Origin of the sequence: Bacillus luti, assembly GCF_001884105.1 — a bacterium.
Lineage (GTDB): Bacteria > Bacillota > Bacilli > Bacillales > Bacillaceae_G > Bacillus_A > Bacillus_A luti.
On the sequence record NZ_MACI01000053.1, the window covers coordinates 45,555 to 70,663 of the forward strand.

The window sequence follows — 25,109 nt, forward strand, 5'->3', positions numbered from 1 at the left end:
ACAGTCATGAAAAAAGATTCTAAAATTTATGTAGCAGGTCACCGTGGATTAGTTGGTTCAGCTATTTTACGTAAATTAGAAGAACAAGGCTATACAAATTTAGTATATAAAACAAGTAAAGAATTAGATTTACGTGATCCAAGACAAGTAGAAGAGTTTTTCCAGACAGAAAAAATTGATTATGTATTTTTGGCAGCAGCTAAAGTAGGCGGAATTGTTGCAAATAATCAATATCCGGCGGACTTTATTCGTGATAATTTAATGATTCAAACGAATGTAATTGATTCAGCATATCGTTCGGGTGTAGAGAAGTTACTATTTTTAGGTAGTACTTGTATTTATCCAAAATTAGCTCCGCAACCTTTAAAAGAAGAATATTTATTGACAGGCGAGTTAGAGCCAACGAATGAGCCGTATGCACTTGCCAAAATTGCAGGTATTAAAATGTGTGAATCATACAACCGTCAATATGGTACAAAGTATATTTCAGCAATGCCAACAAATTTGTATGGTGAAAATGATAACTTTGACTTACATACATCACATGTATTACCAGCGTTAATTCGTAAATTCCATGAAGCAAAAGAAAATAATGCTGAGTTTGTAGAAGTTTGGGGAACGGGTACGCCATTACGTGAGTTCCTATATTCTGATGATTTGGCAGATGCTTGTGTATACTTAATGAATAACTATGAAGGAAATGAAATTGTAAACATTGGTGTAGGTGAAGATTTATCTATTAAAGAACTTGCTGAGAAAGTAAAAGCTACAGTAGGTTTTGCTGGAGAGCTTCGTTTTGATACTTCTAAGCCAGATGGTACGCCCCGAAAATTAGTAGATGTGACTAAGATTAATGCTTTAGGATGGAAGGCAACAACTTCTTTAGATGAAGGTTTAAAGAAAGCATATGATTGGTTTTTGCAAACAGAAAAAGAATTAGTAAGAAAATAACAAAAAAAAATAATAATAGAGATAATTGGAGGATATTATGAAAAAGGCACTTATTACAGGCGTAACAGGACAAGATGGATCTTATTTAGCAGAGCTTTTATTAGAGAAGGGGTATAAGGTATTTGGACTTCGTCGCCGTACAAGTACACCCAATTATGAAAATGTTGAGCATATTCATAATCAAATAGAGTGGATTGATGGAGATTTAACAGACTTAGCCTCTCTTGTTACTGCAGTTCAAATCGCGCAGCCAGATGAGGTTTATAATTTAGCTGCACAATCATTTGTAGCAACATCTTGGCCACAACCGATTGCAACTGGTCAAATTACAGCTATGGGTGTAACAAATATGCTAGAAGCAGTTCGTATTGTGAAGCCGGATGCACGTTTTTACCAGGCATCAAGCTCTGAAATGTTCGGTAAAGTAGTAGAGACACCTCAAAAGGAAACAACACCGTTTTACCCTCGTAGCCCATATGGTGTTGCAAAGGTATATGGACACTGGATTACCGTTAACTATCGTGAAAGTTTTGATATGTTTGCATGTTCAGGTATCCTGTTTAATCATGAATCTCCAAGACGTGGTCAAGAATTTGTAACACGTAAGGTAACAGATGCTGTAGCAAAAATTAAATTAGGATTAGCAAATGAATTAAGATTAGGAAATTTAGATGCAAAACGTGATTGGGGATTTGCTGGAGATTATGTAAAGGCTATGTGGTTAATGCTACAACAGGATACACCAGATGATTATGTTATTTCTACTGGAGAGATGCATACAGTAGAAGAATTAGTAGAAATAGCATTCTCTCATGTAGGATTAAATTGGAAAGATTATGTTGTAATTGATGAAAAGTTTGTACGTCCAGCAGAAGTGGATCTTTTATTGGGGGATTGTTCAAAAGCAAAAAAAGAACTGGACTGGAAACTAGAAGTGAGCTTTGAGGAACTTGTAAAGATGATGGTAGATGAAGATATGAAAAAACTAAAGAAGTATAATGATAAATAACATATTCATAAAGTGGAGGGCTTTATTAGAAAAGAAATCTAGCAGTATATACGCAATTTTAGATCAAGCTGTAGTATCAGCCTCTAACTTTATGTTAGCCTTTTTATTAGCTAGATTTCTACCTCCAAATGAATATGGAGCATACGTATTAGCTCTATCAGTTCTATTATTTATTAATGGGATACAAACGGCATTATCTACAATTCCTTTAAATGTAAGAGGGTCTAGTTTAAAAGAAAAAAAATTGCAAGAGTATATACAATCTTTATTCTGTTTCCATATTTTATATGGTTTTCTATTCTCGTTTATATTAATTTTGATATATTTTATATTGTATAAAAATAGTGGGTCTACAGAAATTACTCAAGCTTTTTTAGGAGTATGTATAGCTTTTTTCTTTATACAATTTCAAGAGTTTTTTAAGAGGTTGTTATATTTTTGGTTTAGGGTTAAAGAAGTATTTATTATAGATTTTGTTATCAATAGTTGTCTGGTGATAAGTATTATTATTATGAATTTAATGGGAAGATTAGATAGTCTATCGATATATATAATGATGAGTGTGACTAATCTTTTAGGTATAGTTCTATGCATTTATAAGATTGGAATTAGAAAACAATGGAAAACATTAAATTTAAAATCAATTTTATCAGGGGTTCTATGGAATTTAAATTATGGAAAATGGATTTTGGGCGGTAATATATTTTATTGGATAGGGAGTCAATCTTATTTATTTGCTGCTACTATATTCTTAGATATTTCAAGTACAGCAAAGATAGCGGCTACTCAAAATATTATTAATGCTGTAAATGTTTTAGTTATGGGGATACAGAATATTGCTATGCCTATGGCTAATAAAAAGTTGGAGACTTACGGAATAGTTGCGTTGAAAAAGTACATAAAAAAATTAATATTGATAATTAGTGTGAGTGTAGGGCTATATGGGGTTGTAATAACTGTATTTTCTGAAAAAATAATGGATTTTTTATACAAAGGTCAATATAGCGATGTTCTATATTTGATGGGTTTATGGTCTATTTCATTTTTAATTTCAGCAATTAATAGGATGTATACAATCTTTTTGAATAGTACCGGTAAAAATAAAGTTAATTTTTATATATATGCTTTCAATGCAGTGTTATCAGTCAGTCTAATTATTCCAATAACTAAGGTGTTTGAAATTTATGGAATGGCAATATGGACTATTATAGCAGGGAGTATTATGTTAATAATTAATATTAAGGTTTTTCAAAGCAGTAAATAGTAAAATAACATCTTAGAATAAGGAAGTGAATAGATTGAAGTCGATTTTAATAACAAACGCATATTCCTATAAGAATAAAGGAGATGCAGGAATAATACTTTCCATGATTGATTTATTAAAAGAAAAGTATCCCGATGCTCATATACAAATAATGTCTAGAAACTATAATGAGAACAAGGAATATTATGATGAAATATATGACAATGTGACGTCTATCAAACCAATTTGGTATATCAATAATAAACATAACCATAATAAAATACTACAGTTGTTTTTTGCTGTGATATCGCTTCTAAAGTGCATGTTGATTATGTTATTTTATCTGCTGTTAAAAGATAAGCTAAAAACAGTGAATTTTATAAAGAAAAATGAATCAATAATGGCATATTTAGATGCAAATATGGTTTGCAGCTGTGGAGGAGGCTATTTGTTCTCAACTAATAAATGGCCGATTAGTATTGGTTTATATCAACATTTATTTCATATATATTTAGGGAAATTTTTCAATAAAAAGGTGATAATGTTCCCGCAATCTATAGGTCCGATTAATAAAAAAATAGATAAGATATTAACTAGTAAATTATTAAAAAAAGTGGATATGATTTATCCTAGAGAAGAGTTTTCTTATCAATTTCTCATTGAATCTGGATTTAGTTCAGAGCGTGTAAATAAGTTGCCAGATGTTGCTTTTACGATGGGAATAGAAAAATATCCTTTAAAAGATATTGAGGGATTAAAAATTGGTATCACTGTACTAGATTGGCATTGGGCTTATTCGGATGTAGAGGAAGGGAAAAAAAAGGTAGATGGTTACATCAATAGTACAGCGAATGCCCTCAGAATTTTAATGGAAAAATATAAGGCTAAAGTTTATATTGTGCCACAAGTTGTTGTGGGTAAAGAAGATTCTGATATGGCAGTTTCTAAGCAACTATTTAATAAGCTTGATGATCCAGATAATACAGTACTTATTGAAGAAGATCTATCAGCAAAACAATTGAAATATTTGTATGGGAATTTTGACTTATTCATAGGATCACGAATGCACTCTTGTATATTTGCAATAGGTGCGGGGGTTCCTACCATTGGTTTAGCATATCAACCTAAAACAGTTGGTACTTTTGAATTAATTGGATTAAAGCAAAGAACCTTTAATGTGGATAATTTTTCGACAGAAGAACTTGTAGAAATGTGTGAACTAATTTTGACAAACTTAGAGACAGAAAATCAATTAAACAGACAAGTTGCAGATGCTACGGATAAAAATATAAGAACTTGTTTAAATGAATATTTTAATCAGAATATTTCATAGGAAGTATAGTGTTAGTTTAGTTTGATAAAAAACTATTAAAACAATAGGAGTTAAAAACACATCATTGAATGTATTCAATGATGTGTTTTTATAGTAAAATAATAAAATTTATTTATTAAATTTTAAATAATTATAAACGTAGGTTTAGATGACCTAACAAATAAATTGATATAGAGTTAAATTAATTTTCCGATGTATTTAAGCTTTATTTTGCAGGGGACACTATCTGTAATAAAATAAAAGCTATAATAAGGATAGAAATTAGTGAAGTTTAACTATAATTTAATAGTATGTTCATGAAGCATAGTAATCAACTTTTGTAGCTTTGGGTGGACTTTTGTGTTGCTACGCATAAAAAAATATATTGAAAATGTTAATTGGATCTTAGATACCTAAATAAAAAAGAAAAAATTGTTAACGATTTTTTTCAAATTCATTAACAAAATATAGTCGGATTTTTAAGTGTATTAAATGTGTCGAAAAATTAATATAAGTTTATACGTAAAAATAGTTAGGATGATTTTATGTATGGTTTGAATAACAAATTAATGAAAAAACAATTGGTTATTTATAGTATTGTGATTATTTTCTTATTGGTAATGTCTTTTACTTATTTTGATATTATGTACATCTTACCTGTAGTATTGTGTATGATACTTTTTATAGTTTTTACTTTAAGTATATCGGGTACAGCTATATATAAAATAAGAGATTTAATTAAAAAAGTCAAAAAAGATTATTTGTTAGTAATTCCATTTTATATCGGTTGTCTTTCTTTCAGAGTAAGGGATGTTAATGCAATAGAAGAAACTCCCCTAGATATCGCATCTTTAATCAGGGTCATTATGTGGATGATTCCAATTATAGTTTGTCTATTATATATTATAAAGTCAAATAAGCTTATATTGGAAGGGTTTAAGGGGATTATATTTATGATGACAATTTATGCCCTGTATGCTTTGATTTCATCATTTTATTCTGTGATTCCCACATTATCTTTTTATAGATCTGTAGAGCTATTGGTAGTAATAATAGTAGTGTCATATGTCAGTAATAAAATTCGAAATTTGGATGAATTAAGAGTGTTTCTTAATTTAAATTATTTTATTTTAACGTGTTTAATTTTTATTACATGGATTATTTTTCCGTTTCTACCTAATTTGGTGAGTTTTGGTTTTGGTGATGGAGGAGGTACAAAATTTCAACTAGGAGGGGTATTTATACATCCTAATGCACTAGGAACAATTGCGACGATAGTATTTATAATCTCCTTTTTCAGAACATTACGTACTAAAATTTTACGTGAAAAATATATGTATGCATGGATAACTTTATTTAGCTTTATCACCTTATTTTCGACGGTCAGTAGGACAAATCTCTTAATAGCGGTAGGAGTGACCGTAATAGCCCTAATGGTTAGCAAGTACTATAAAGTTTTAATAATGATGTTTAACTTAAGTGTTATTACAATTCTTATAATTCCTTTTATAAGAGAAAAATTAATAGATTTTTTCATGAGAGGACAAGATCTAAGTTTATTATTTAGTTTGTCAGAAAGACTTCCTATATGGAATGCTGCAATACAAGTTTCTCAAAATAAACCTATTTTAGGTCATGGATTCGTTTCTTCTAGAGTAATTATGCCAGACGCTTACCGTGTAGCTCATTTTGCACCCACAAGCGCTCATAATAGCTTTTTAGATGTACTAGTTAATTTAGGATATACGGGAATGATTTTAATAATCATTATATTTCTTTATATGTGGATACTATTATTGAAAAATTATAAGAAGCTAAAGCATATTAATATCGAATTATTAGCTATTGTATTTTGTATTTCAATAGCTGCCATGACTGGTGTAAGTTTTGGGGGACAAGTTGACCATAAATTTTTAATTACTATTATAGCTATAGCTGTTTTACAAAAAGCTAATTTGTTATTAAAAGATTACAAATTGTCTTAAGTAAATAATAGAAAAAATTTAGAGTTAAACGTTTAGCTAGAAACTGATATTTAAAATATAATTTTAAATTAAAGGAGTATAATAATGAAGGTGCTTATATCAGCATACGCCTGTGAACCTCAGGCTGGATCCGAGCCAGGAGTAGGGTGGAATTGGGTTTATCAAATTGCCAAAAATGGGGATCAGGTATGGGTAGTTACTAGACCGATGCATAAAAAAATAATAGAAAACTATTTAAAGAGTATAGATTTAGAGATAAGAAAAAATATGAATTTTTTGTATTATGATATTCCAATTTGGAAGAGAAAGAGGGGAGGAAGAGGAGTTCATGCTCACTACCAATTATGGCAATTAGGTATTTATAAAGTATGTAAGCAGTTAATAAAAGATTATGATATTGATTTAATTCATCATATAACTTTTGTAAGTACTAGGTTTCCAAGTTTCTTAGGGTTGTTAGGGAAACCTTTTGTGTTTGGTCCAGTTGCGGGAGGAGAAAAACCACCTAGAAGCTTAACAAAAGGATATTCTTTAAAAGGAAAGCTGAAAGATACCGTTAGAAATCTAACAATGTTATCTGTAAAGGTAAATCCTTTAATGCATATGACCTTTAAAACTGCCGATAAAATAATCGTAACCTCGAAGCAAACTAAAGATGTTATACCAAAAAGATATCATTCAAAAACAGAAATAGGTTTTGCAATTGGGATTGATAAAATTTGCACTGATTTGAATAGAAAAGAGTTTGATCAATTTAGAGTATTATATGTAGGGAACTTACTTTATTGGAAGGGTGTTCACTTAGCTTTAAAATCCTTTGATAGTTTTAATATGAAAATTCAAAATAAAAATAGTATATTTGCATTAATAGGTGATGGTCCTGATAAAAATTGGTTAAAAAGTCAAGGGAAAGGACTAGAATCTAAAGACCAGATTAAATGGCTAGGGAAAATGGATAGATTAGAACTTATGGAAGTTTATAAAGAGTATGATGTACTATTATTTCCTAGTTTACATGATTCTGGGGGAATGGTTGTATTAGAGGCATTAGCTAATGGGTTACCAGTAATCTGTCTAGATATTGGAGGACCTGGAACAATTATTAACGAAGATTGTGGTATGGCTGTTAATGTAAATGGAAAATCTGAAGACCAGATAATTTTAGAGTTAAGTGAAGGTTTGAGTAAATATTATAAAGATAAGGATAAATTGAGAACTGATTCTAAGCAGGCGATTAAAAGGGCTGAAGACTTTGTTTGGGAAAATTTAGTTGAAGATGTGTATAAATCTTTATCTTACAAAAGAGGTTAACTACTATGCGAGTGTTATTTATTCATAATTATTATCAACAAAGTGGTGGAGAAGATAACGTTGTTGCTCAAGAAATGATGTTATTAAAAAAATATGGAATAGATGTACAATTATACTCGGTCCATAATGATGAAATTAAACAAAAAAGTAAATTTAGTAAAGCGAAATTGGCCGTGGAGGCCGTATGGTCATATACAGAATATAAAAAAATGAAAAATTATTTAATGGAAATAAAGCCTGATGTAGTTCACGTACACAATTTTTTTCCATTACTTTCTCCCTCAATCTATTATGCTTGCCAAAAATTAGGTATACCAATTGTACAAACGCTGCATAATTATCGTTTGATTTGTCCATCAGCAATGCTAATGAGGAATAATCAGATTTGCGAAAATTGCCTTGATTCCTCATTATGGAATGCTGTTAAATACGGTTGCTATAGAGATTCAAGAGCACAAACCCTTCCTGTTACAATGATGATTAAATTTAACAGGATAATTGGAACTTGGGAAAATACTGTAGATAGATATATAGCTCTTACAAACTTTTCAAAGAAAAAGTTTACTCAAGGTGGAATTTCGGAAAGTAAAATAGTAGTAAAGCCTAATTTTCTTATGCAAAATTCTGAACAGATACATAGGAATTTGGATGAAGAGTATATTCTTTTTGTGGGGAGAATCTCTGAAGAAAAAGGGATTAGAAATTTACTGAATGCATGGAAGCAGATAGATAATAAGAAGGGCACAAAATTATATATCATTGGTGATGGGCCAGATAAAAAAATGCTAGAGTCGGAACATTTCGCAGATGATATTTGTTTTTTAGGTAAAAAAGATTCGAAAGATGTACTTTTTTACATGAAAAATGCCAAATATCTTATTGTCCCCTCAATATGGTACGAAGGTTTCCCTATGACTATTGTAGAGGCATATTCAGTCGGGACCCCTGTATTATGTAGTAAAATAGGATCCCTGCAAGAAGTTGTTATAAATGGTGAAACGGGTTTTCATTTTAAACATAATAATATAGAAGAAATAACTTCCGTTATTCAAAAATCATTAAATTACGAAGGATATGGTAATATGAGGGGAAATGTTTCGGATGTATTTAGGACTCATTACACAGAAAGTGTTAATTTTAATTATTTGATGAGTATATATAGTGAAGTAATTAAGGAGAAAAAAAATGAATCGAAAAGAACAATATGAATTTGGGCGGGTTATAAATTCAAATATCACAGCATTAACTCTTCAAGAAACGATAGATGCTATTGAAAAATGGATTTTGAATAAAACAAATGATTATGTTTGTGTATGTAATACGCATTCTCTTGTCACTGCTAGTAACGATAAGCTGTTTGAAAAGGTGTTATTGAATGCTGGAATTTGTACCCCAGATGGTATGCCTTTAGTGTGGGCGTTAAAGTTATATGGATATAGTAATCAAGACAGGGTTGATGGTCCTAATTTGATGTTAAGATTATGTGAGATTTCAGCTAAGAAAAATTATAAGGTTTTTTTATATGGTGGAACAACGGAAACATTAGAACAATTGGAAAAGGAATTGAAAAGGCGATATGAAGGAATAAATATTGTAGGTAGTTATTCGCCACCATTTAGGCCTCTTAACGATGATGAAGAGATGAAAATCGTAGAAATGATAAATAATTCTGGGGCAGATTTAACATTTGTTAGTTTGGGATGTCCAAAGCAAGAAATCTGGATGTATAACCAAAAAGATAGAATTAGAGGTACTATGTTAGGTGTAGGAGCAGCTTTTGAATTTATTATAGGCAATATTAAAAGACCACCATTAATTTTACAAAAATTAGGGTTAGAGTGGTGTTTTCGTTTGATAAGTGAGCCGAAGCGCTTATGGAAAAGATATGCATATAATAATCCAGTTTATGTTTATCGCTTCTTAAAGACATATAGAAAAAATAAAACATATACAATTAAGATGAATAAATAATATTTGCTATTCATTAAATTAAGGAGGGATAAAATTGAAGCTAATTCTTTTATCAGGTGGATCAGGTAAGCGTTTATGGCCACTATCAAATGACACTCGTTCTAAGCAATTCTTAAAAGTGTTAGAGAGTGAAGATGGTGCAAGGCAATCGATGGTGCAACGTGTATGGGGACAATTAGAGTCAGTTGGTTTAAATGAGTCTTCAGTTATTGCTACATCAAAAACACAAACGGAGATGATTTATAATCAGTTAGGAATGAATGTGCCGTTAATTGTTGAACCGGAGCGTAGAGATACATTTCCGGCAATTGCTCTTGCTAGTGCATTTCTATTTTCTGAACAACATACAAATTTAGACGAAACAGTTATTGTATTACCAGTAGATCCGTACGTCGAAGATAGCTTTTTTGAAAGAGTAAAAGATTTAGAGGTGGCATTACAAAATTCGGATGCAGATTTAGCTCTTATGGGAGTTGAGCCAACATACCCATCTTCTAAATATGGGTATATTGTACCAACTGAAGACGGTACTACATATGAACATTTTAATGTATCACGTTTTACAGAAAAACCAAGTGAGGAAAAAGCAGTGACATTAATGGAGCAAAAGGCTTTATGGAACTGTGGCGTATTTGCCTTTAAGCTACGTTATCTAATCAATATTTTGGAAGAAAAAAATCTTCCAATTTTATATCACGATTTGGCTAAACATTATAGCCATTTACCAAAAATTAGTTTTGACTATGAAGTTGTAGAAAAGGCAAACCACATTGTTGCCTTGCCTTACAGTGGATATTGGAAAGATTTGGGGACGTGGAATACATTAACAGAAGAAATGGTTACAACCCAAATTGGTAAAGGCGTAATTAGTGAGGATTCTCACAATACACATGTGGTCAATGAATTAGAAGTTCCGGTAACAGTTGTGGGTCTTTCAGATGTTGTTGTTGCGGCTAGCCCGGATGGTATTTTAGTTTCGGATAAAGCTTCTAGTCCAAAAATTAAAGATTTAATTGGTTCATTTGATCAACCACCAATGTACGAAGAACGTATTTGGGGCTGGTCTAAAGTGTTAGATTATGCAAAATATGAAAATGAAGAAATGGTAACGAAAAGAATTTGTATAGAAGAAAACCAGAACTCTACTTATCATTACCATAATCTGAGGAATGAAGTGTGGACAATTATTCGTGGTGAAGGGGAACTTATTTTAGAAGATCATATTCGTCGCGTAAAAGCTGGAGATATTGTACATATTCCAGCTGGTAAAAAACATGCTATTCGTGCATTGAGTGAATTAGAATTTATTGAAGTACAAACGGGGAAAGAAGTAGTAGATACAGATTTCGTTCGCCTGTATACAAAGTGGGACGATATTTTAAAACATTATTATCAGTCACAAGCACAAGTAATTATGTAACAGCTAGTGTATTCTAGCTGTTATTTTTTGAGGATAAATTTATGAAAACATTTGTTTTTTATGTTTCGGAATATGGATTTGGGCATGCGACAAGGTGTATCGCACTTATTAGAGAAATGTTGAGTGTGAGAAAAGATGTACAAATTATTGTTTGTAACTCATTTGCATTGCAATTTATTCGCGCATCATTAACTGGGCATGGTGACAGAGTTATCTTTCATGATGTGGAGACTGATGTTGGTTTTATTCTAAAAGAGCATTCGTTAGATTTAGATAAAGAAAAATTGGGACAGTCGTATGAGCAATTTTGTGTGAAGTTACCACACAAGATTAAAAATGAAATTGATTTTTTAAGTGCTTTTTCTGTGGATTGTATTATTTCCGATATTTCACCAATTGCTTTTGAAATAGCAGATAAATTGGAAGTACCATCCATAGGGATTTCTAATTTTACTTGGTATACAGCCTATAAAAATATTGTTCCAGATAGTTCGCTTCAAGTATTTAAAAATATGTATAAAAAAATGGATTATTTTTATAAGTTAGCTGGAAGTAATGAAGAAAGTTGTGCGAGATTAAATACATCTTCGTTTAATTTTTATAGTAGAATAATTAATTCTTTAGAAGTAAAGAAACTAAGAAAGAAGTTAAATCCGACAGGTGAAAAACAAATTATATTTATTCCATTAGGAATGAAAATTGATATAGGAGATATAACCAAATTTCCAATTTGGAAAGATGAAAGATATGTTTTTATCGTGTCTCATAATATGAAAATTGAGCATAAAAATGTGCACAAAATCCCGGAAAACTATACAGAATCACAAAACTATGTAGCAACTGCTGATTGTATTATTTCAAAAGCAGGTTGGGGTACAGTTAGCGAAGCAATTCTTCAAAATAAACCGCTATTAATTATTAATAGAAAAGGTATGAGTGAGGATCAAAATACGATCCGATTTTTAAAAGATAATAATTTATGTAATTTAATTACGTGGGAAGAACTACAGAATATAGATATTAGAAGGTACATGGATACCCAAGATTCCATATATCAAAATGAGGTTCATAGTATTGTATCTCATATTTTCGAATTTGTTGTATTGTAATTTTTAGTAGGAAAGAAGGGTTTATACAAGAATGAAATCACCGTTATTTTTACAACCTGTTCTTCAAGAAAGGATTTGGGGAGGCAAATCATTAGGAAATTTCAATTATGATTTATCTTCAGAATCAATTGGAGAGTGCTGGGGGATTTCAGCTCATCCGAATGGTATGAGTGTTGTAGTAGGGGGGACGTACAAGGGGAAAACCCTTGACGAATTATGGAAGAAAGAGAAACACTTATTTGGAGAATACCCATCAAAGAAATTTCCGTTATTAACAAAAATACTAGATGCTAATAAAGATTTATCGGTACAAGTACATCCAAATGATGAATATGCAAAAGTTTATGAGAATGGTGAACTTGGTAAAGCAGAGTGTTGGTACATTATTGATTGTAAAGAGGATGCTCAGCTGGTATATGGGCATAATGCCTACACAAAATTAGAGTTTGAAGAGATGATTAGAAAAGGCGACTGGAGTAGTTTACTGCGTAGGGTTTCAATTAAACCAGGTGATTTCTTCTATGTACCGAGTGGAACTATTCATGCTCTTTGTGAAGGTACAGTAGTACTAGAAACACAGCAAAGTTCTGATACTACATATAGAGTATATGATTATGATAGACTAGATACAAATGGTAAGAAGAGAGAGTTACATTTAGATAAAGCAGTTCAGGTTGCGAGTATCCCACACGAAGATTATCAAGTTCGGCCAGAAGCCCAGAAAAGAAATGGTGCGCTAATTACAACATATGTGCATGAAGTATATTTTTCCGTATATAAATGGGAAATTGAGGAGGAAGCATCATTTCAACAAAGAGGAATCTTTCAATTAGTAAGTATAATTGAAGGAGAGGGTACGCTGGTTACTATTGATGGTGAGTTTTCTATTAAAAAGGGAGATCATTTTATTTTACCGATAATAATTGAAAAATTTGTTATAAAAGGAAATATTACTGCTATTGCGTCTCATTTGTAGAATAATAAATTCTCTTTTATTTTTAGCCAGTCTTAAGGTAGTATAAAGTTATTGCGTTATTTATAAATACTGATAAAGAAGGTAAAAAATTATGAAAAAGAAAATTTTATTTTGGGTTTTAGGTATAATAGGTTTTCTTGTGATTGCCGGAGGAGCTTATGCATACTATGTATATTCTAATGTATCAAATGCATTAGATGCCGTTCATAAGCCGTTAGATCGCGATAAATCTGATAAACGTTCAGAAAAAGTAAATGTGTCGGATAAAAAGCCCATTTCAATATTAATGATGGGTGTAGATCAACGTGGTGAAGATCAGGGACGTTCAGATTCTTTAATGTTATTCACACTAAATCCTAAAACAAAGTCAATGAAAATCACTAGTATTCCACGTGATTCTTACACAGAAATTGTGGGTAAAGGAAAGAAAGACAAAATTAATCACGCTTACGCTTTCGGTGGGATTGATATGTCCGTAAAAACAGTAGAAAACTTTTTAAATGTACCAGTCGATCACTATATTGAAGTTAACATGGAAGGTTTTAGAGACATTGTAGATGCGGTCGGTGGTGTAGATGTTAATAATGATTTAGATTTTAAGCAAGAGGATTTACAATTTGCAAAAGGAAGTATTCACTTAAATGGTGCTGAAGCATTAAAATATACAAGAGCAAGATATAATGACCCACGTGGTGACTTCGGTCGTCAAATGCGCCAACGTCAAGTTATCCAAGCAGTAATTAAAAAAGGTGCTAGTGTCTCTTCTCTAGCAAACTACGATGATGTACTAAAAGCCATTGAGAAAAACGTTAAAACAAGCTTAACGCAAGATCAAATGTTTGAGATTCAAAAGAATTATAAAGATTGCTTGCAGAACAGCGAAGAAATCCAAATCCCAGGAGACGGTCACAAAGCCGCTGATGGGATTTGGTATTACTATGTTCCAGATGCAGCGAAACAAGATTTAACGAATAAGTTAAGAGCGCATCTTGAATTGACTAAGTAATATGTAATAACCCAACTCCTTTGGAAGGAGTTGGGTTTATTTTTGCTTAGATTTATATTAGTATTATATATTGTGAGATTAATAGATGAGGTGAATCGATGAATAAGAAAGCAGTACTTGTCCTTGTGACTTTTGTATTGTTTGTCGCTTCGATTGTGAGCGGTAAATTATACTGGAATAAGAAGGTTGCGAATGCGACAGGACAGACGAGTGAAGTAACGAACGCAAAGGCTGAAGTGAAAGATAACGGAGCGAAGAAAGAAGAGAAAAAGCAAGATGCGAAATCATCTTTTAATGAAGCATATGCGAAGAATTTACCAGATGAAGTGAAAGAGAAATTGAAGAAAGCTGCTGCAGATAAAAAGGCAGTAAATCTTGTTATTGTTGGTGATGAAGCTTCTTCATCTGAAAAAGATGCTTGGGCAGCTAAGTTTACGGCTAATTTAGAAACTGCTTATGGTAAAGGTTTATGGAATGTGACAGTTAAGGAATATAAGGGTGAGAGTACAGAAGAATTAATCTCGAATAAACGTGATAAAGAGATTGCGAAAGAAAATCCAGATGTAATTTTATTTGAGCCACCATTTATTACGGACAATGGGAAAAGTGGTAATGGAAACTCTGTCGTGAATACACAAAAGTTTGTTCAAATACTTTCTACTAGTGCAAAAGGCGCTACGATTATGATTCAACCATCGAACCCAGTGTATGGTGCGAAGAATTATCCGAAAGCGATTGAAGCATTGAAACAATTTGCGACGCAAAATGGTTATACATATGTTGATCATTGGACAGCTTGGCCTGATGCAGCAACGAAGGCTATTTTACCTTACTTACAAGAAGAGTTCGGTTTCCCAAGTGCTAAAGGTCATGAGGTTTGGGCACAATATGTAACGGATTATTTTGTTGCTAAGTAATAAAGGTACACAAAAGGTATACGAGCAATCGTATACCTTTTATAATAAGAAAGTGAGTAAGTAAGAAATCCTAATATATGTATGTAGGAGGAAGACAATGAATTCAATCTTAATCTGCGGTGGAGCTGGCTACATCGGTTCTCACGCTGTGAAAAAATTAGTAGACGAAGGTTTATCTGTAGTAGTGGTAGATAACTTACAAACAGGTCATGAAGATGCGATTACGGAAGGTGCGAAGTTTTATAACGGTGACCTTCGTGATAAAGCATTTTTAAGAGATGTTTTTACACAAGAAAATATTGAGGCTGTTATGCATTTCGCGGCTGATTCTTTAGTTGGGGTTAGTATGGAGAAGCCTCTTCAATATTATAATAACAATGTGTATGGTGCACTTTGCTTATTAGAGGTAATGGATGAGTTTAAGGTAGATAAGTTTATTTTCTCTTCTACTGCGGCAACGTATGGTGAGGTAGATGTAGATCTTATTACTGAGGAAACGATGACAAATCCAACGAATACGTATGGAGAAACGAAGTTAGCAATCGAGAAGATGCTTCATTGGTATAGCCAAGCTTCTAATTTACGTTATAAGATTTTCAGATACTTTAACGTGGCTGGGGCGACTCCAAATGGTATTATTGGGGAAGATCACCGTCCAGAGACGCATTTAATTCCTCTTGTGCTGCAAGTAGCATTAGGGCAACGTGAGAAGATTATGATGTTTGGTGATGATTACAATACACCAGATGGTACTTGTATCCGTGATTACATTCACGTTGAAGATTTAGTAGCGGCTCATTTCTTAGGGCTTAAAGACCTACAGAACGGCGGAGAAAGTGATTTCTATAACTTAGGAAATGGTAATGGTTTCAGTGTAAAAGAAATCGTGGATGCAGTTCGTGAAGTTACAAATCATGAAATTCCAGCTGAGGTAGCACCGCGCCGTGCGGGAGATCCAGCACGTTTAGTTGCTTCTTCTCAGAAAGCGAAAGAGAAGTTAGGTTGGGATCCACAGTATGTAAATGTGAAGACAATCATTGAGCATGCTTGGAATTGGCATCAGAAGAAACCTAACGGGTATGAGAAATAAGTTTAATAAATAAGTAGCGAGTATCGTCGACAAAATATGTTCGACAATACTCGCTCTTTTTTTGTATGATTTTTGCTATACTAAACTGTACTATAATACAGAACGGAAGGAGGAAAATGATGAAAATACTTGTAGTTGATGATGAGTCGAGTATTCGTAATTTGATTCGTATGCAGTTAGAGATGGAAGGGTATGAAGTGTTGACAGCAGCTGACGGAAGAGAAGCTGTAGAGAAATGGAATGAAGGACCAGATGTATTGATTTTAGATGTTATGCTTCCAGATACAGATGGGTATGAGTTGCTTCGTTTGTTCCGTGAGAAGGATAGGGATATTCCAGTACTCATGTTAACTGCAAAGAGTCAGATGAATGATAAATTGCTTGGCCTGCAACTTGGTGCAGATGATTATGTGACGAAGCCTTTCAATTATGCGGAGCTTATTCTTCGTGTGAAGAATATGAGCAGGCGTGTGAAGAAGACAGAGGTAACTGTAAGTCACGAGGTAATTCGAGCTGGAGAGTTAATCATTTGTCCTAAGGAAAGAAAAGTACATGTTAGTGGACAAGAAATTCAGTTAACGTACCGAGAGTTTAATTTATGTCAGTTGTTTGTTTTGAATCCACAGCGTGTATTTATGAGGGATGAGTTGCTTGAGAAAGTCTGGGGTTTTGAGTATATCGGAAATACGAGAGCGGTTGATATTATGGTACAAAGACTTCGGAAGAAGCTTGGTACGAGCGGGGAGTATATTAAAACAATTTATGGCGTTGGCTATAAGCTGGATTGTTAAGTGGTGATGATATGTCGTTGAAACGAAATATGGTATTTGGGATAGTTGGGCTTTTAATCCCGATTCTTGTTCTTTTGTACGCGGTTGTTTATATTACGTTAGAAAAGAATATGTATCATAACGCAGCAGATTCTTTAGAAAAATTAAGTGTCGAAGCACAAATTTATACGATGAATTATTTAGAGAAGGAAGCAGAGGTGGAGACGCTAGGTCAGAATTCGCTTTTAATTGCTTCTTACTTGGCGAAGCGGATGGATGTCCGTGTACAGATGATTGGGAAGAACGGTGACGTTGTTGCAGATACACAAAAAGGGGCATTACTTCATCGGAATATTGATATTGAGAGTTCTTTGAAAGGGAAGAAATCTTATGTTTTCGAAGAGGGAGACCCAGCTCCAATTCTTTTGTTTTCCAGCCCAGTTTATTATGGAAACGATGTCATTGGAAGTATTCGTTTTATAAATGAGTTAACGGGTGAGAAGGAAGTTTTAACAAATGTGAGTTGGACGTTTTTGATGACGTCTCTTTGTTTAGTGGCTGCTGGTATTTTCTTTGCAATTCGTTTGGCAAAGTCCCTTCATAAGCCGATTGATCAATTAAGACAAATGGCCCAGCGGCTTGCGAATGGTGATTATAAAAGTAAGATTGAACTAAATGAGTATGTGGAAATTGCGCAGCTTTCAGCATCCTTTAATGCGATGGCTGATGGAATTGAACTGCATATTAAGCAATTGAAGGAAGAAAAAGAGAAACAGAAAGATTTCTTAGACCGTATTACGCATGAGCTGAAAACACCGCTAACAGCGATTATTGGTTATGTGGATTTAATTCCGAAGTTACAAGCGAAAGAAGATGTGCAGGAGAGTCTTCGTTATGTGGCTGTGGAAAGTGAGCGGTTATTATCACTTGTAGAGGAATTACTTAAATCTTCAAAGTACGGGACGAGTACGTTTGAAGTGTCGCCTACAGTTGTGAATATAAAGGAATTAGCAGAAGAAGCAGTTTCAATTGTGAAACCTCGTCTGCAGCAGTTTGAAATTGAAGTTATAAATGAGTTAACGGATGTATATGTTGTTGCAGATTTTGATAAGACGAAGCAAATCTTCTTAAATGTACTTGATAATGCGATTAAATATAGTGATGCTACGCAAATACGCATGAATGTAATTGTAAATGAGCATGAAGCGAAGATTTTTGTTCATGATGATGGTATTGGTATAGATGAAGCCGTGCTTGTGGAGTGGGGTGCATCGCCAGTGGGGAAAGTACTGCCTTCTAGTTACGGGAATGGGTATGGTTTGTATATTTGTCAGGAGATTATGAATAAGCAAGGCGGAAGTATGAAGATTGAGAGTAGTGAAGAGATAGGGACTACAATATTTATTACATTCTTACTTCCAAGACGGATGGAAGACATAAAAAACTTGAAAGCGGTTAAATGATACATTTATGAAACAATTATGCGGTATTTTCGAAACAACGTTTTTTTATCTTGGAGGTAGGCAGAAATGAAAAGGCTATCATTTCAAATTCTTATGTTTGTCCTTTGTATGATTGTTTCTCTCATTTTGTTTTATGTGATGGAGAAGCAAATATATAATCGAATTACAATTGTAAATGACAAACAAGCCGTTTTACAAAGAGTGAATGAATCCCTTCCAACTGAAGTAAGAGTAAGGCATGAAAAGTGGGGAGAAATTGTTGTAACGGATGAAGTTCGTTTACATACGATTGTTTCATTCTTTGACCGAATTCGAATAGAGCCGCGGGATGTTAAGAGCCAAGAACAAGTATTTACTGGAGAAGTAACGTACTTGAATGGACATAAGCGTACTTTTGCAGTAGGTGACTTGTTCCAGTATGAGGCGAACGTATACGGAAAGAATGGTATGGATCCAATGATTTCAGCACTTCAAACGTATTTGTTAAGTCTGTACTACACGCCAGAGCGTATTAGCGATTTCTTTGCTTCAGCAAAGGATGTCGTCGTCCGCCAAGGTGATGTAGAACGTGCGATGGACCTTACGCACATACTTGATTCGATTCGGTACGCAAAGCAAATTACAGATTACGGAGAAATACAGAAATTATTACAATCACAGAATGAACCAATTGCTTATATTACAGCTTATAAAACAGGGAAGCGTATAAAGAATGAGCGAGAAGACATACTTACGATTTCTGTATATCCATCTTACTTTGTTGTGCAATATCTCGGTGATAATAACGGGAATGTCATGTATATGAAGGGCTCCCTAGCAGATTTACTCGTAAAGGAGAATGTATCATGAGAAAGATAGCCCTTTTCTTCTTTTTGCTAATATTCGGAGGAGCGATGTCTAGTTGCTCTCGAGATACAACCTCTATTAAATATAATAAAAGTGGTCTCCCTATTTTGGATGATCGTCATCTTGTTGCTTACGTGGCAGCCCGCGAGGAAGTTGGGGAAGCATTGCTTTCATCATTTTGTAAACCACGCGGATGTACGTATGAATTTATTCGCCTTTCGACGGAAGAGCTTCTTCGGAGAGTGGAAGAGGAAGCTGGAAATCCGAAAGCGGATATTATTATTGGTGGTACAGTAGATGCACATCAAATGATGAAGCAACAGAACCTTTCTATTCCTGTTATGAGCCAGCATGCGAATCGTATTCCGAAGACTGTGAAAGATAAAGACGGTTATTGGTACGGTTATGAAGTGGAGAAACTGGCGATTGCGATTAATAAAGAGCGGTGGAATGAAGAAATAGCACCGCTCGGTCTCTCGTATCCATCAAGGTGGGAAGAGTTATTAAATCCAATATATAAGGGAAAGATTGTCATGCCCGATCCAAATGTTTCAGGTACAGCATATACGTTGTTTCAATCACTTATTGATACTTTAGGTGAAAAGGAAGCGAAGGAATATGTTAAGAACTTGGCAGAGCAAGTTGGAGAGGTAACGGTTAATGGTTACATACCAGCAGAACTTGTTGCGAGTGGTGAATATATGATAGGCATCAATTTTATGGGAGATCAAAGAATGCTTCAAAAACAAGGCTTTCCTATTGTAAGTAACGAACCTGAGCAAACAGGATTATCTGTTAATGCGATTTCGAAACTAAAGCGTGCGCCGAGTGGTATTATTGCGGATTTATTTATTGATTATTGTTTATCGGAAGAGGCAGGGCACATTTTAGAAAAAGTTTCGTTTGGTGTACCAACGATGTTTGCGAAGAATGAGAAAGAAATAGAAGGACAGCCGGTTAGAAGAACGAATCAAAGTATATCAAATAGTGGAATAATCGAGATATGGAATAGACAGCGTCTCTCTCAGAAGTGAGAAAAGGAGACGAAAATATATGTTTAAATGGCTTAAGCCAGCACCTGCAATTGAGCGATTACCAGCGAATATGATCGACCGTGTATATCGATTACTACGTATTCGTGTGTTAATCGGGATTTCAGTTGGATACGCTGCTTATTATTTAGTTCGTAGTAACTTTAATTTATCTACTACGTATTTAGTAGATGAATTTGGATTTAGCACGACACAAATTGGATTATTAGGCGCAGTAATGGCTGTTGTTTACGGGCTTAGTAAATTCTTTATGGGGAATTTATCGGATAAGGCTTTTGCGCAACGATTTATTGCAGTAGGTTTATTTTTATCTGGTCTTGTTAATATTTGTTTCGGCTATGCATCTTCCTTTGGGATGATTTTAACATTACTTGTTCTAAACGGTATTGTACAAGGTATGGGAGCACCACCTTGTAGCATTGTTATGACGAAATGGTTTTCAAAGAAAGAACGTGGTACGAAAACAGGTATTTGGAATATTTCACATAACGTTGGTGGATTACTTGTTCCACCATTCGTTGGAATTGGTGTAGGTATTTTTGGTGAAAGTCATTGGCAAGGTGGCGTATTTATTTTCCCAGCCATTATCGCTATGGTAATTTCAGTTCTTGTTTGGATTAATGCGAAGGATACACCAGAATCTGAAGGTCTTCCTCCAATTGATGAATATCGTAATGACTATGAAAATCTTGAAAAAGCAGATAATGCTAACAAGATGTCACCAAAAGAAATTTTAATGAAATATGTAGTGAAAAATAAATTTGTTTGGTTCTTATGTATTGCGAATGCATTTGTTTACTTAATTCGTTTCGGTGTTATTAACTGGGTACCAATTTACTTAACAACAGTGAAAGGTTTTACAAAAACAGAAGCGCATGCAGCGTATTCAATATTTGAGGCAGCAGCAATTCCGAGTTCTTTAATTGTCGGCTTTTTAAGCGATAAATTATTCAAAGGAAAACGAATGCCATTATGTGTTATGAGTATGGCTGGGGTTGTTGTTGGAACAATCGTATATTGGCAAGCAACTAATGTTCTTGTTGTGAGTATTGCAGTTTCTATTATCGGTTGTTTAATTTATGTACCACAATTTTTAATTGGTTTAAGTGCAATGGAATTAGTACCAAAATTTGCAGTAGGTACAACAGTTGGTATGTGTGGTCTGTTCGGTTATGTTGGAGGAAGTTTCATAGCAAACGCAGCAATTGGTATTATTGTTGATCGTTCTGGCTGGGATGGTTGCTTCATATTACTGTTAGCAGGTGGTTTATTAGCAACAATATTCTTACTGATTGTTCAAATGGGACATGAGAGAAAAGGTTCTAAAGTAGCGTAATAGTTTTATTCGAAAAGCTATCCAATTATCATTTTGGATGGCTTTTTCCATATAATATAATCTTTCCTTAAAACTATCTTAAAAGATAGGATGTCATATTTCTAATCATTGGAATTTTTGTTACAATATAAATGAATGTGTAAAACTTTGTAAAAATAATGTAATAATATGTAATTAGTTTTCAGAAAGTTTTGTACAATTTTTATATTAAACTATTAAGTTATAAAAAGGAGAGAGACTATGTTACCAAATACGGTTCGTACTCCAAGCAAGAAGAAGAAATGGATTATTGTCGGGGTTATTGCACTAATTGTTATTGTAGCAGCAGTTAATATTTTTATTATGCAAGGCAAGAAGAAGGGCGCAGCAACAAATGCTGATGCTGTAAGTTTTGAGAAAGTAACAGAGCGTAAGCTAAATAATACGAAGTTAATTTCTGGTCAGGTGAAGCCGGGGAATATTGAAAGTTTCTATGCGGATCCTACTAAAGGAAAAGTGAAAGAGATTGTTGTGAAAGAAGGGCAAGAGGTAGAGAAAGGTACGAAGTTATTCTCTTATGATAATGAGGAAATTAATCTTCAAATGAAGCAAGCTGAGCTGGATGAGAAGATGGCTGATATGCGTTATGATCAAGGGAAAAAGAAGATTGATTCGCTCAAGAAAGAAATAAAGAAGGCGAAAGATAGCGGAGCTGGGAAAGAAGTAACAGATCCGATGGAAGAGCAAGTAAGTGAGTTAGAGATGGCTCAAAAGACAACTGATCTTGAGAAAGAGAAAGGGAAGTTGCAGAAAGAAGAGTTAAGTAAAAAGCAGAAAGAGCTTACGATTTATAGTAATTTTACTGGTGTTGTTCAAAAGTTAGATAAAGATGCGGCGCAAAGTTCATCTCAAGCGTTAGGTGGTCAAGGGAAAGCCTTCTTACAAGTGGCGTCTAAAGATCCGTTCCAAGTTCAAGGGACGTTAACTGAGCTTCAAAAGTCACAAATTCAACCAGATCAAACATTTACTGTAACAGCGAAAGCAAATAATAAGAAGAAGTGGACAGGTAAGATTACAGAGGTAAGTGAGTTCCCAACGAGTGCAGAGATGGCTCAAGCTGGCGGTATGGGTGAAGCGACTCAAAATATGTCTCAATATACATATAAAGCAAGTCTTGATAGTCAAGATGGTTTATCTCCAGGTTATCACGTTTCATTGCAAGTAAATTTAGAGAATAAGACGATGATCGCTGTTCCAAGTAAGAGCATTGTAGAAAAGGACGATGATGCATTTGTTTATGTTGAGGATAAAGGTAAGCTTCGTAAACAAAATGTGAAAAAAGGTTCGAATGATGGAGATTGGACAGAGATTACTGAAGGCGTAACAGTGGGGCAAAAGGTGGTTAAAAATCCTTCCGACAACGTGTATGACGGAATGGAAGTGAAAGAGAAATGATTACGTTAAATCATATTGCTAAAACGTATTATCAAGGAAAATTGGCAGTGCCGATTTTGCACGGTATTAGTTTAACGATTCAAGGCGGGGAGTTCGTTTCGATTATGGGACCGTCTGGTTCTGGTAAATCAACGCTTATGAATATTATCGGCTGTTTAGATCGTCCAACAGAAGGCGAATATATGCTGAATGATGTGAATATCTTAACAGCAGACGAGTCAAGGCTTGCTTTAATTCGTAATGAATATATCGGTTTTGTGTTTCAGCACTTTAATTTGCTTCCGCGTCTTTCTGCGGTGGAAAATGTTGAGCTTCCGCTCGTATATGGTGGCGTGAAGAAAGCAGAGCGTCGCAAACGTGCTTTAGAGGCGTTAGGTAAAGTTGGATTAGCGGACCGCGTGCATCATTTACCAAACGAATTGTCAGGTGGACAGAAGCAGCGTGTAGCAATTGCAAGAGCAATTGCTAATAATCCAACGTTCATTATGGCCGACGAGCCGACTGGTGCACTTGATACGAAGTCTGGTGAGCAAGTTATGGATATTTTCACGAAGCTTAATGCAGAAGGTACAACAATTGTTATGGTTACGCATGAAGAGGAAGTAGCAGCGTATTCTTCCCGCCGTATTGTACTGCGAGATGGGAAAATTACAGAAGATAGAAGGTGTGCGGTATGAGTTTACTAGATAGTATAAAAATTGCCCTATCTTCTATTTTAGCTCATAAACTGCGTTCAGCTCTTACGATGCTCGGTATTATTATCGGAGTAGGTTCGATTATTACTGTCGTTGCAATTGGGCAAGGCGGGGAAGCGATGCTGAAGTCGAAATTCGCAGGTTCTGGTGGTAATAATCTTATGCCAATTCAATTTAAAGCAGATATTAATGATGAGTTTGCTATGGGCGGATTTCAAATACCGAAGTTAACGGAAGAGGATATTTTGGAAGTAAAACAAGTGAAAGATGTTTCACACGTTATTACGACAAACCAGAATTCAGAGGTGCTTGATGTAAATGATAAAAAAGCAAATCTGAATATTATTGGTCTTGATAATGAATATTTTGCGGTTAATAAAGTAAAGGTCGTAAAGGGACGTACTTTAAGTGAATCAGATATTACTCATGCAAATAATGTTGTGATGATTAGTACAAAAACAGAGGAAACATTATTTAAGGACGTAAACCCAGTTGGACAAATTATTGAGATGAAGGGGCAGCCAATGCAAATTATTGGTGTATATAAATCTGATAATGAGTTTATGGGATTTGAAATGGAAGAAGCGTTAATCCCCCTTACGTTATGGCCTGTTTTATACGGAACAGATGATATTCAAAATATCGCAATTCAAGCTAAAAATGTAGATGACTTAGAAGCAGCGGGGAAAAAAGCTGTTGATGTATTAAATAGTCGTAAGCCAAGTGAAATTCCAGGTAAATATGAACTGGTAAATTTAAAAGAATTCCAAGAAAATGTTTCTAAAGTAACTGGTATTATGACGATGATTATCGGCGGTATTGCAGGTATTTCATTAGTCGTTGGTGGTATCGGTGTTATGAATATTATGCTCGTATCTGTAACGGAGCGTACGCGCGAAATTGGAATACGTAAAGCACTTGGAGCAACACGTAGTAAAATTTTATTACAGTTTTTAATTGAAGCAGTTATGTTAACGCTTTTAGGTGGTTTGATTGGAATTGGTCTTGGATATGGCGGAGCATATATCGTTTCTACATTCGCAAAATGGCCACCACTCGTTTCATGGGAAGTTGTCGTTGGAGGCGTATTATTCTCGATGACACTTGGTATTATTTTCGGATTAATTCCAGCGAATAAAGCTGCGAAATTAGATCCAATTGAAGCATTACGTTATGAGTAAGTAATAGTGTAGTAGAGAGGGGGGCTCTCTAC

22 protein-coding genes are annotated in these 25,109 nt (G+C 34.1%); all 22 read left to right on the top strand.

The features are described from left to right. The first annotated feature begins 6 nt into the window (after nt 1-6). Nucleotides 7-951, top strand: coding sequence for a GDP-L-fucose synthase (gene fcl / locus BAQ48_RS11905; RefSeq protein WP_071711228.1), 945 nt, complete (start codon nt 7-9; stop codon nt 949-951). Nucleotides 952-988: 37 nt separating this feature from the next. Continuing rightward, nucleotides 989-1,960 (top strand): GDP-mannose 4,6-dehydratase, encoded by a 972-nt coding sequence (gene gmd, locus BAQ48_RS11910; protein WP_071711229.1) that lies wholly within the window; start codon nt 989-991, stop codon nt 1,958-1,960. Further along, nucleotides 1,950-3,224 (top strand): lipopolysaccharide biosynthesis protein, encoded by a 1,275-nt coding sequence (locus BAQ48_RS11915; RefSeq protein WP_071711230.1) that lies wholly within the window; start codon nt 1,950-1,952, stop codon nt 3,222-3,224. Before gmd ends, BAQ48_RS11915 begins: the two co-directional genes overlap by 11 nt. Before the next feature lie 25 nt (nt 3,225-3,249). After that, nucleotides 3,250-4,536, top strand: coding sequence for a polysaccharide pyruvyl transferase family protein (locus BAQ48_RS11920; RefSeq protein ID WP_278248814.1), 1,287 nt, complete (start codon nt 3,250-3,252; stop codon nt 4,534-4,536). 548 nt (nt 4,537-5,084) lie between these two features. Further along, nucleotides 5,085-6,500, top strand: a complete 1,416-nt coding sequence (locus BAQ48_RS11925) for an O-antigen ligase family protein (protein WP_165613796.1) — start codon at nt 5,085-5,087, stop codon at nt 6,498-6,500. A gap of 84 nt (nt 6,501-6,584) precedes the next feature. Next, nucleotides 6,585-7,811, top strand: a complete 1,227-nt coding sequence (locus BAQ48_RS11930) for a glycosyltransferase family 4 protein (protein ID WP_071711233.1) — start codon at nt 6,585-6,587, stop codon at nt 7,809-7,811. A 5-nt stretch (nt 7,812-7,816) separates the two neighbouring features. Beyond that, nucleotides 7,817-9,019, top strand: coding sequence for a glycosyltransferase (locus BAQ48_RS11935; RefSeq protein ID WP_071711234.1), 1,203 nt, complete (start codon nt 7,817-7,819; stop codon nt 9,017-9,019). Then, complete coding sequence (locus BAQ48_RS11940) at nt 8,997-9,782, top strand: WecB/TagA/CpsF family glycosyltransferase (RefSeq protein ID WP_071711235.1); 786 nt, start codon at nt 8,997-8,999, stop codon at nt 9,780-9,782. Before BAQ48_RS11935 ends, BAQ48_RS11940 begins: the two co-directional genes overlap by 23 nt. 34 nt (nt 9,783-9,816) lie before the next feature. Then, on the top strand, nt 9,817-11,202 hold the full coding sequence (locus BAQ48_RS11945; RefSeq protein WP_071711236.1) for a sugar phosphate nucleotidyltransferase: 1,386 nt from the start codon (nt 9,817-9,819) through the stop codon (nt 11,200-11,202). A gap of 41 nt (nt 11,203-11,243) precedes the next feature. Beyond that, nucleotides 11,244-12,311, top strand: coding sequence for a glycosyltransferase (locus BAQ48_RS11950; protein ID WP_071711237.1), 1,068 nt, complete (start codon nt 11,244-11,246; stop codon nt 12,309-12,311). 31 nt (nt 12,312-12,342) lie between these two features. After that, a complete protein-coding gene (manA, locus tag BAQ48_RS11955; protein ID WP_071711238.1) occupies nt 12,343-13,287 on the top strand; it encodes a mannose-6-phosphate isomerase, class I in 945 nt (314 codons plus the stop codon). 91 nt (nt 13,288-13,378) lie between these two features. Continuing rightward, nucleotides 13,379-14,293: a polyisoprenyl-teichoic acid--peptidoglycan teichoic acid transferase TagU gene (gene tagU / locus BAQ48_RS11960; protein WP_071711239.1), complete on the top strand. Its 915-nt coding sequence runs from the start codon at nt 13,379-13,381 to the stop codon at nt 14,291-14,293. 98 nt (nt 14,294-14,391) lie between these two features. Continuing rightward, a complete protein-coding gene (locus BAQ48_RS11965; protein ID WP_071711240.1) occupies nt 14,392-15,210 on the top strand; it encodes an SGNH/GDSL hydrolase family protein in 819 nt (272 codons plus the stop codon). Between the two features lie 97 nt (nt 15,211-15,307). Further along, nucleotides 15,308-16,300, top strand: coding sequence for a UDP-glucose 4-epimerase GalE (gene galE / locus BAQ48_RS11970; protein WP_001084647.1), 993 nt, complete (start codon nt 15,308-15,310; stop codon nt 16,298-16,300). 119 nt (nt 16,301-16,419) lie between these two features. After that, complete coding sequence (locus tag BAQ48_RS11975; RefSeq protein WP_071711241.1) at nt 16,420-17,091, top strand: response regulator transcription factor; 672 nt, start codon at nt 16,420-16,422, stop codon at nt 17,089-17,091. An 11-nt stretch (nt 17,092-17,102) separates the two neighbouring features. Beyond that, on the top strand, nt 17,103-18,533 hold the full coding sequence (locus BAQ48_RS11980) for a sensor histidine kinase (RefSeq protein ID WP_071711242.1): 1,431 nt from the start codon (nt 17,103-17,105) through the stop codon (nt 18,531-18,533). Nucleotides 18,534-18,599: 66 nt separating this feature from the next. Then, nucleotides 18,600-19,382, top strand: coding sequence for a DUF3919 family protein (locus BAQ48_RS11985; RefSeq protein WP_071711243.1), 783 nt, complete (start codon nt 18,600-18,602; stop codon nt 19,380-19,382). Then, nucleotides 19,379-20,413, top strand: a complete 1,035-nt coding sequence (locus BAQ48_RS11990) for an ABC transporter substrate-binding protein (protein ID WP_071711244.1) — start codon at nt 19,379-19,381, stop codon at nt 20,411-20,413. The genes BAQ48_RS11985 and BAQ48_RS11990 overlap by 4 nt, the downstream gene beginning before the upstream one ends. Before the next feature lie 19 nt (nt 20,414-20,432). Further along, nucleotides 20,433-21,767 carry an MFS transporter gene (gene pgtP / locus BAQ48_RS11995; RefSeq protein WP_071711245.1) on the top strand — a complete coding sequence of 445 codons (1,335 nt, stop codon included), beginning with the start codon at nt 20,433-20,435 and terminating at the stop codon, nt 21,765-21,767. 240 nt (nt 21,768-22,007) lie between these two features. Beyond that, nucleotides 22,008-23,201, top strand: a complete 1,194-nt coding sequence (locus BAQ48_RS12000; protein ID WP_071711246.1) for an efflux RND transporter periplasmic adaptor subunit — start codon at nt 22,008-22,010, stop codon at nt 23,199-23,201. Further along, nucleotides 23,198-23,878 (top strand): ABC transporter ATP-binding protein, encoded by a 681-nt coding sequence (locus BAQ48_RS12005; RefSeq protein ID WP_071711247.1) that lies wholly within the window; start codon nt 23,198-23,200, stop codon nt 23,876-23,878. The genes BAQ48_RS12000 and BAQ48_RS12005 overlap by 4 nt, the downstream gene beginning before the upstream one ends. Next, nucleotides 23,875-25,077 (top strand): ABC transporter permease, encoded by a 1,203-nt coding sequence (locus tag BAQ48_RS12010; protein WP_000054356.1) that lies wholly within the window; start codon nt 23,875-23,877, stop codon nt 25,075-25,077. Before BAQ48_RS12005 ends, BAQ48_RS12010 begins: the two co-directional genes overlap by 4 nt. The last annotated feature ends 32 nt before the right edge of the window (nt 25,078-25,109 follow it).

Bases quoted from the DNA above. Each gene is read 5' to 3' on its own strand.
- BAQ48_RS11925 (WP_165613796.1), top strand. From the start codon at position 5,085: ATGAAAAAACAATTGGTTATTTATAGTATTGTGATTATTTTCTTATTG.
- BAQ48_RS11935 (WP_071711234.1), top strand. From the start codon at position 7,817: ATGCGAGTGTTATTTATTCATAATTATTATCAACAAAGTGGTGGAGAA.
- gmd (WP_071711229.1), top strand. From the start codon at position 989: ATGAAAAAGGCACTTATTACAGGCGTAACAGGACAAGATGGATCTTAT.
- BAQ48_RS11950 (WP_071711237.1), top strand. From the start codon at position 11,244: ATGAAAACATTTGTTTTTTATGTTTCGGAATATGGATTTGGGCATGCG.
- BAQ48_RS12005 (WP_071711247.1), top strand. From the start codon at position 23,198: ATGATTACGTTAAATCATATTGCTAAAACGTATTATCAAGGAAAATTG.
- manA (WP_071711238.1), top strand. From the start codon at position 12,343: ATGAAATCACCGTTATTTTTACAACCTGTTCTTCAAGAAAGGATTTGG.
- BAQ48_RS12000 (WP_071711246.1), top strand. From the start codon at position 22,008: ATGTTACCAAATACGGTTCGTACTCCAAGCAAGAAGAAGAAATGGATT.
- BAQ48_RS11980 (WP_071711242.1), top strand. From the start codon at position 17,103: ATGTCGTTGAAACGAAATATGGTATTTGGGATAGTTGGGCTTTTAATC.
- BAQ48_RS11990 (WP_071711244.1), top strand. From the start codon at position 19,379: ATGAGAAAGATAGCCCTTTTCTTCTTTTTGCTAATATTCGGAGGAGCG.
- BAQ48_RS11930 (WP_071711233.1), top strand. From the start codon at position 6,585: ATGAAGGTGCTTATATCAGCATACGCCTGTGAACCTCAGGCTGGATCC.
- pgtP (WP_071711245.1), top strand. From the start codon at position 20,433: ATGTTTAAATGGCTTAAGCCAGCACCTGCAATTGAGCGATTACCAGCG.
- BAQ48_RS12010 (WP_000054356.1), top strand. From the start codon at position 23,875: ATGAGTTTACTAGATAGTATAAAAATTGCCCTATCTTCTATTTTAGCT.
- galE (WP_001084647.1), top strand. From the start codon at position 15,308: ATGAATTCAATCTTAATCTGCGGTGGAGCTGGCTACATCGGTTCTCAC.
- BAQ48_RS11985 (WP_071711243.1), top strand. From the start codon at position 18,600: ATGAAAAGGCTATCATTTCAAATTCTTATGTTTGTCCTTTGTATGATT.
- BAQ48_RS11965 (WP_071711240.1), top strand. From the start codon at position 14,392: ATGAATAAGAAAGCAGTACTTGTCCTTGTGACTTTTGTATTGTTTGTC.
- BAQ48_RS11940 (WP_071711235.1), top strand. From the start codon at position 8,997: ATGAATCGAAAAGAACAATATGAATTTGGGCGGGTTATAAATTCAAAT.
- BAQ48_RS11975 (WP_071711241.1), top strand. From the start codon at position 16,420: ATGAAAATACTTGTAGTTGATGATGAGTCGAGTATTCGTAATTTGATT.
- fcl (WP_071711228.1), top strand. From the start codon at position 7: ATGAAAAAAGATTCTAAAATTTATGTAGCAGGTCACCGTGGATTAGTT.
- tagU (WP_071711239.1), top strand. From the start codon at position 13,379: ATGAAAAAGAAAATTTTATTTTGGGTTTTAGGTATAATAGGTTTTCTT.
- BAQ48_RS11915 (WP_071711230.1), top strand. From the start codon at position 1,950: ATGATAAATAACATATTCATAAAGTGGAGGGCTTTATTAGAAAAGAAA.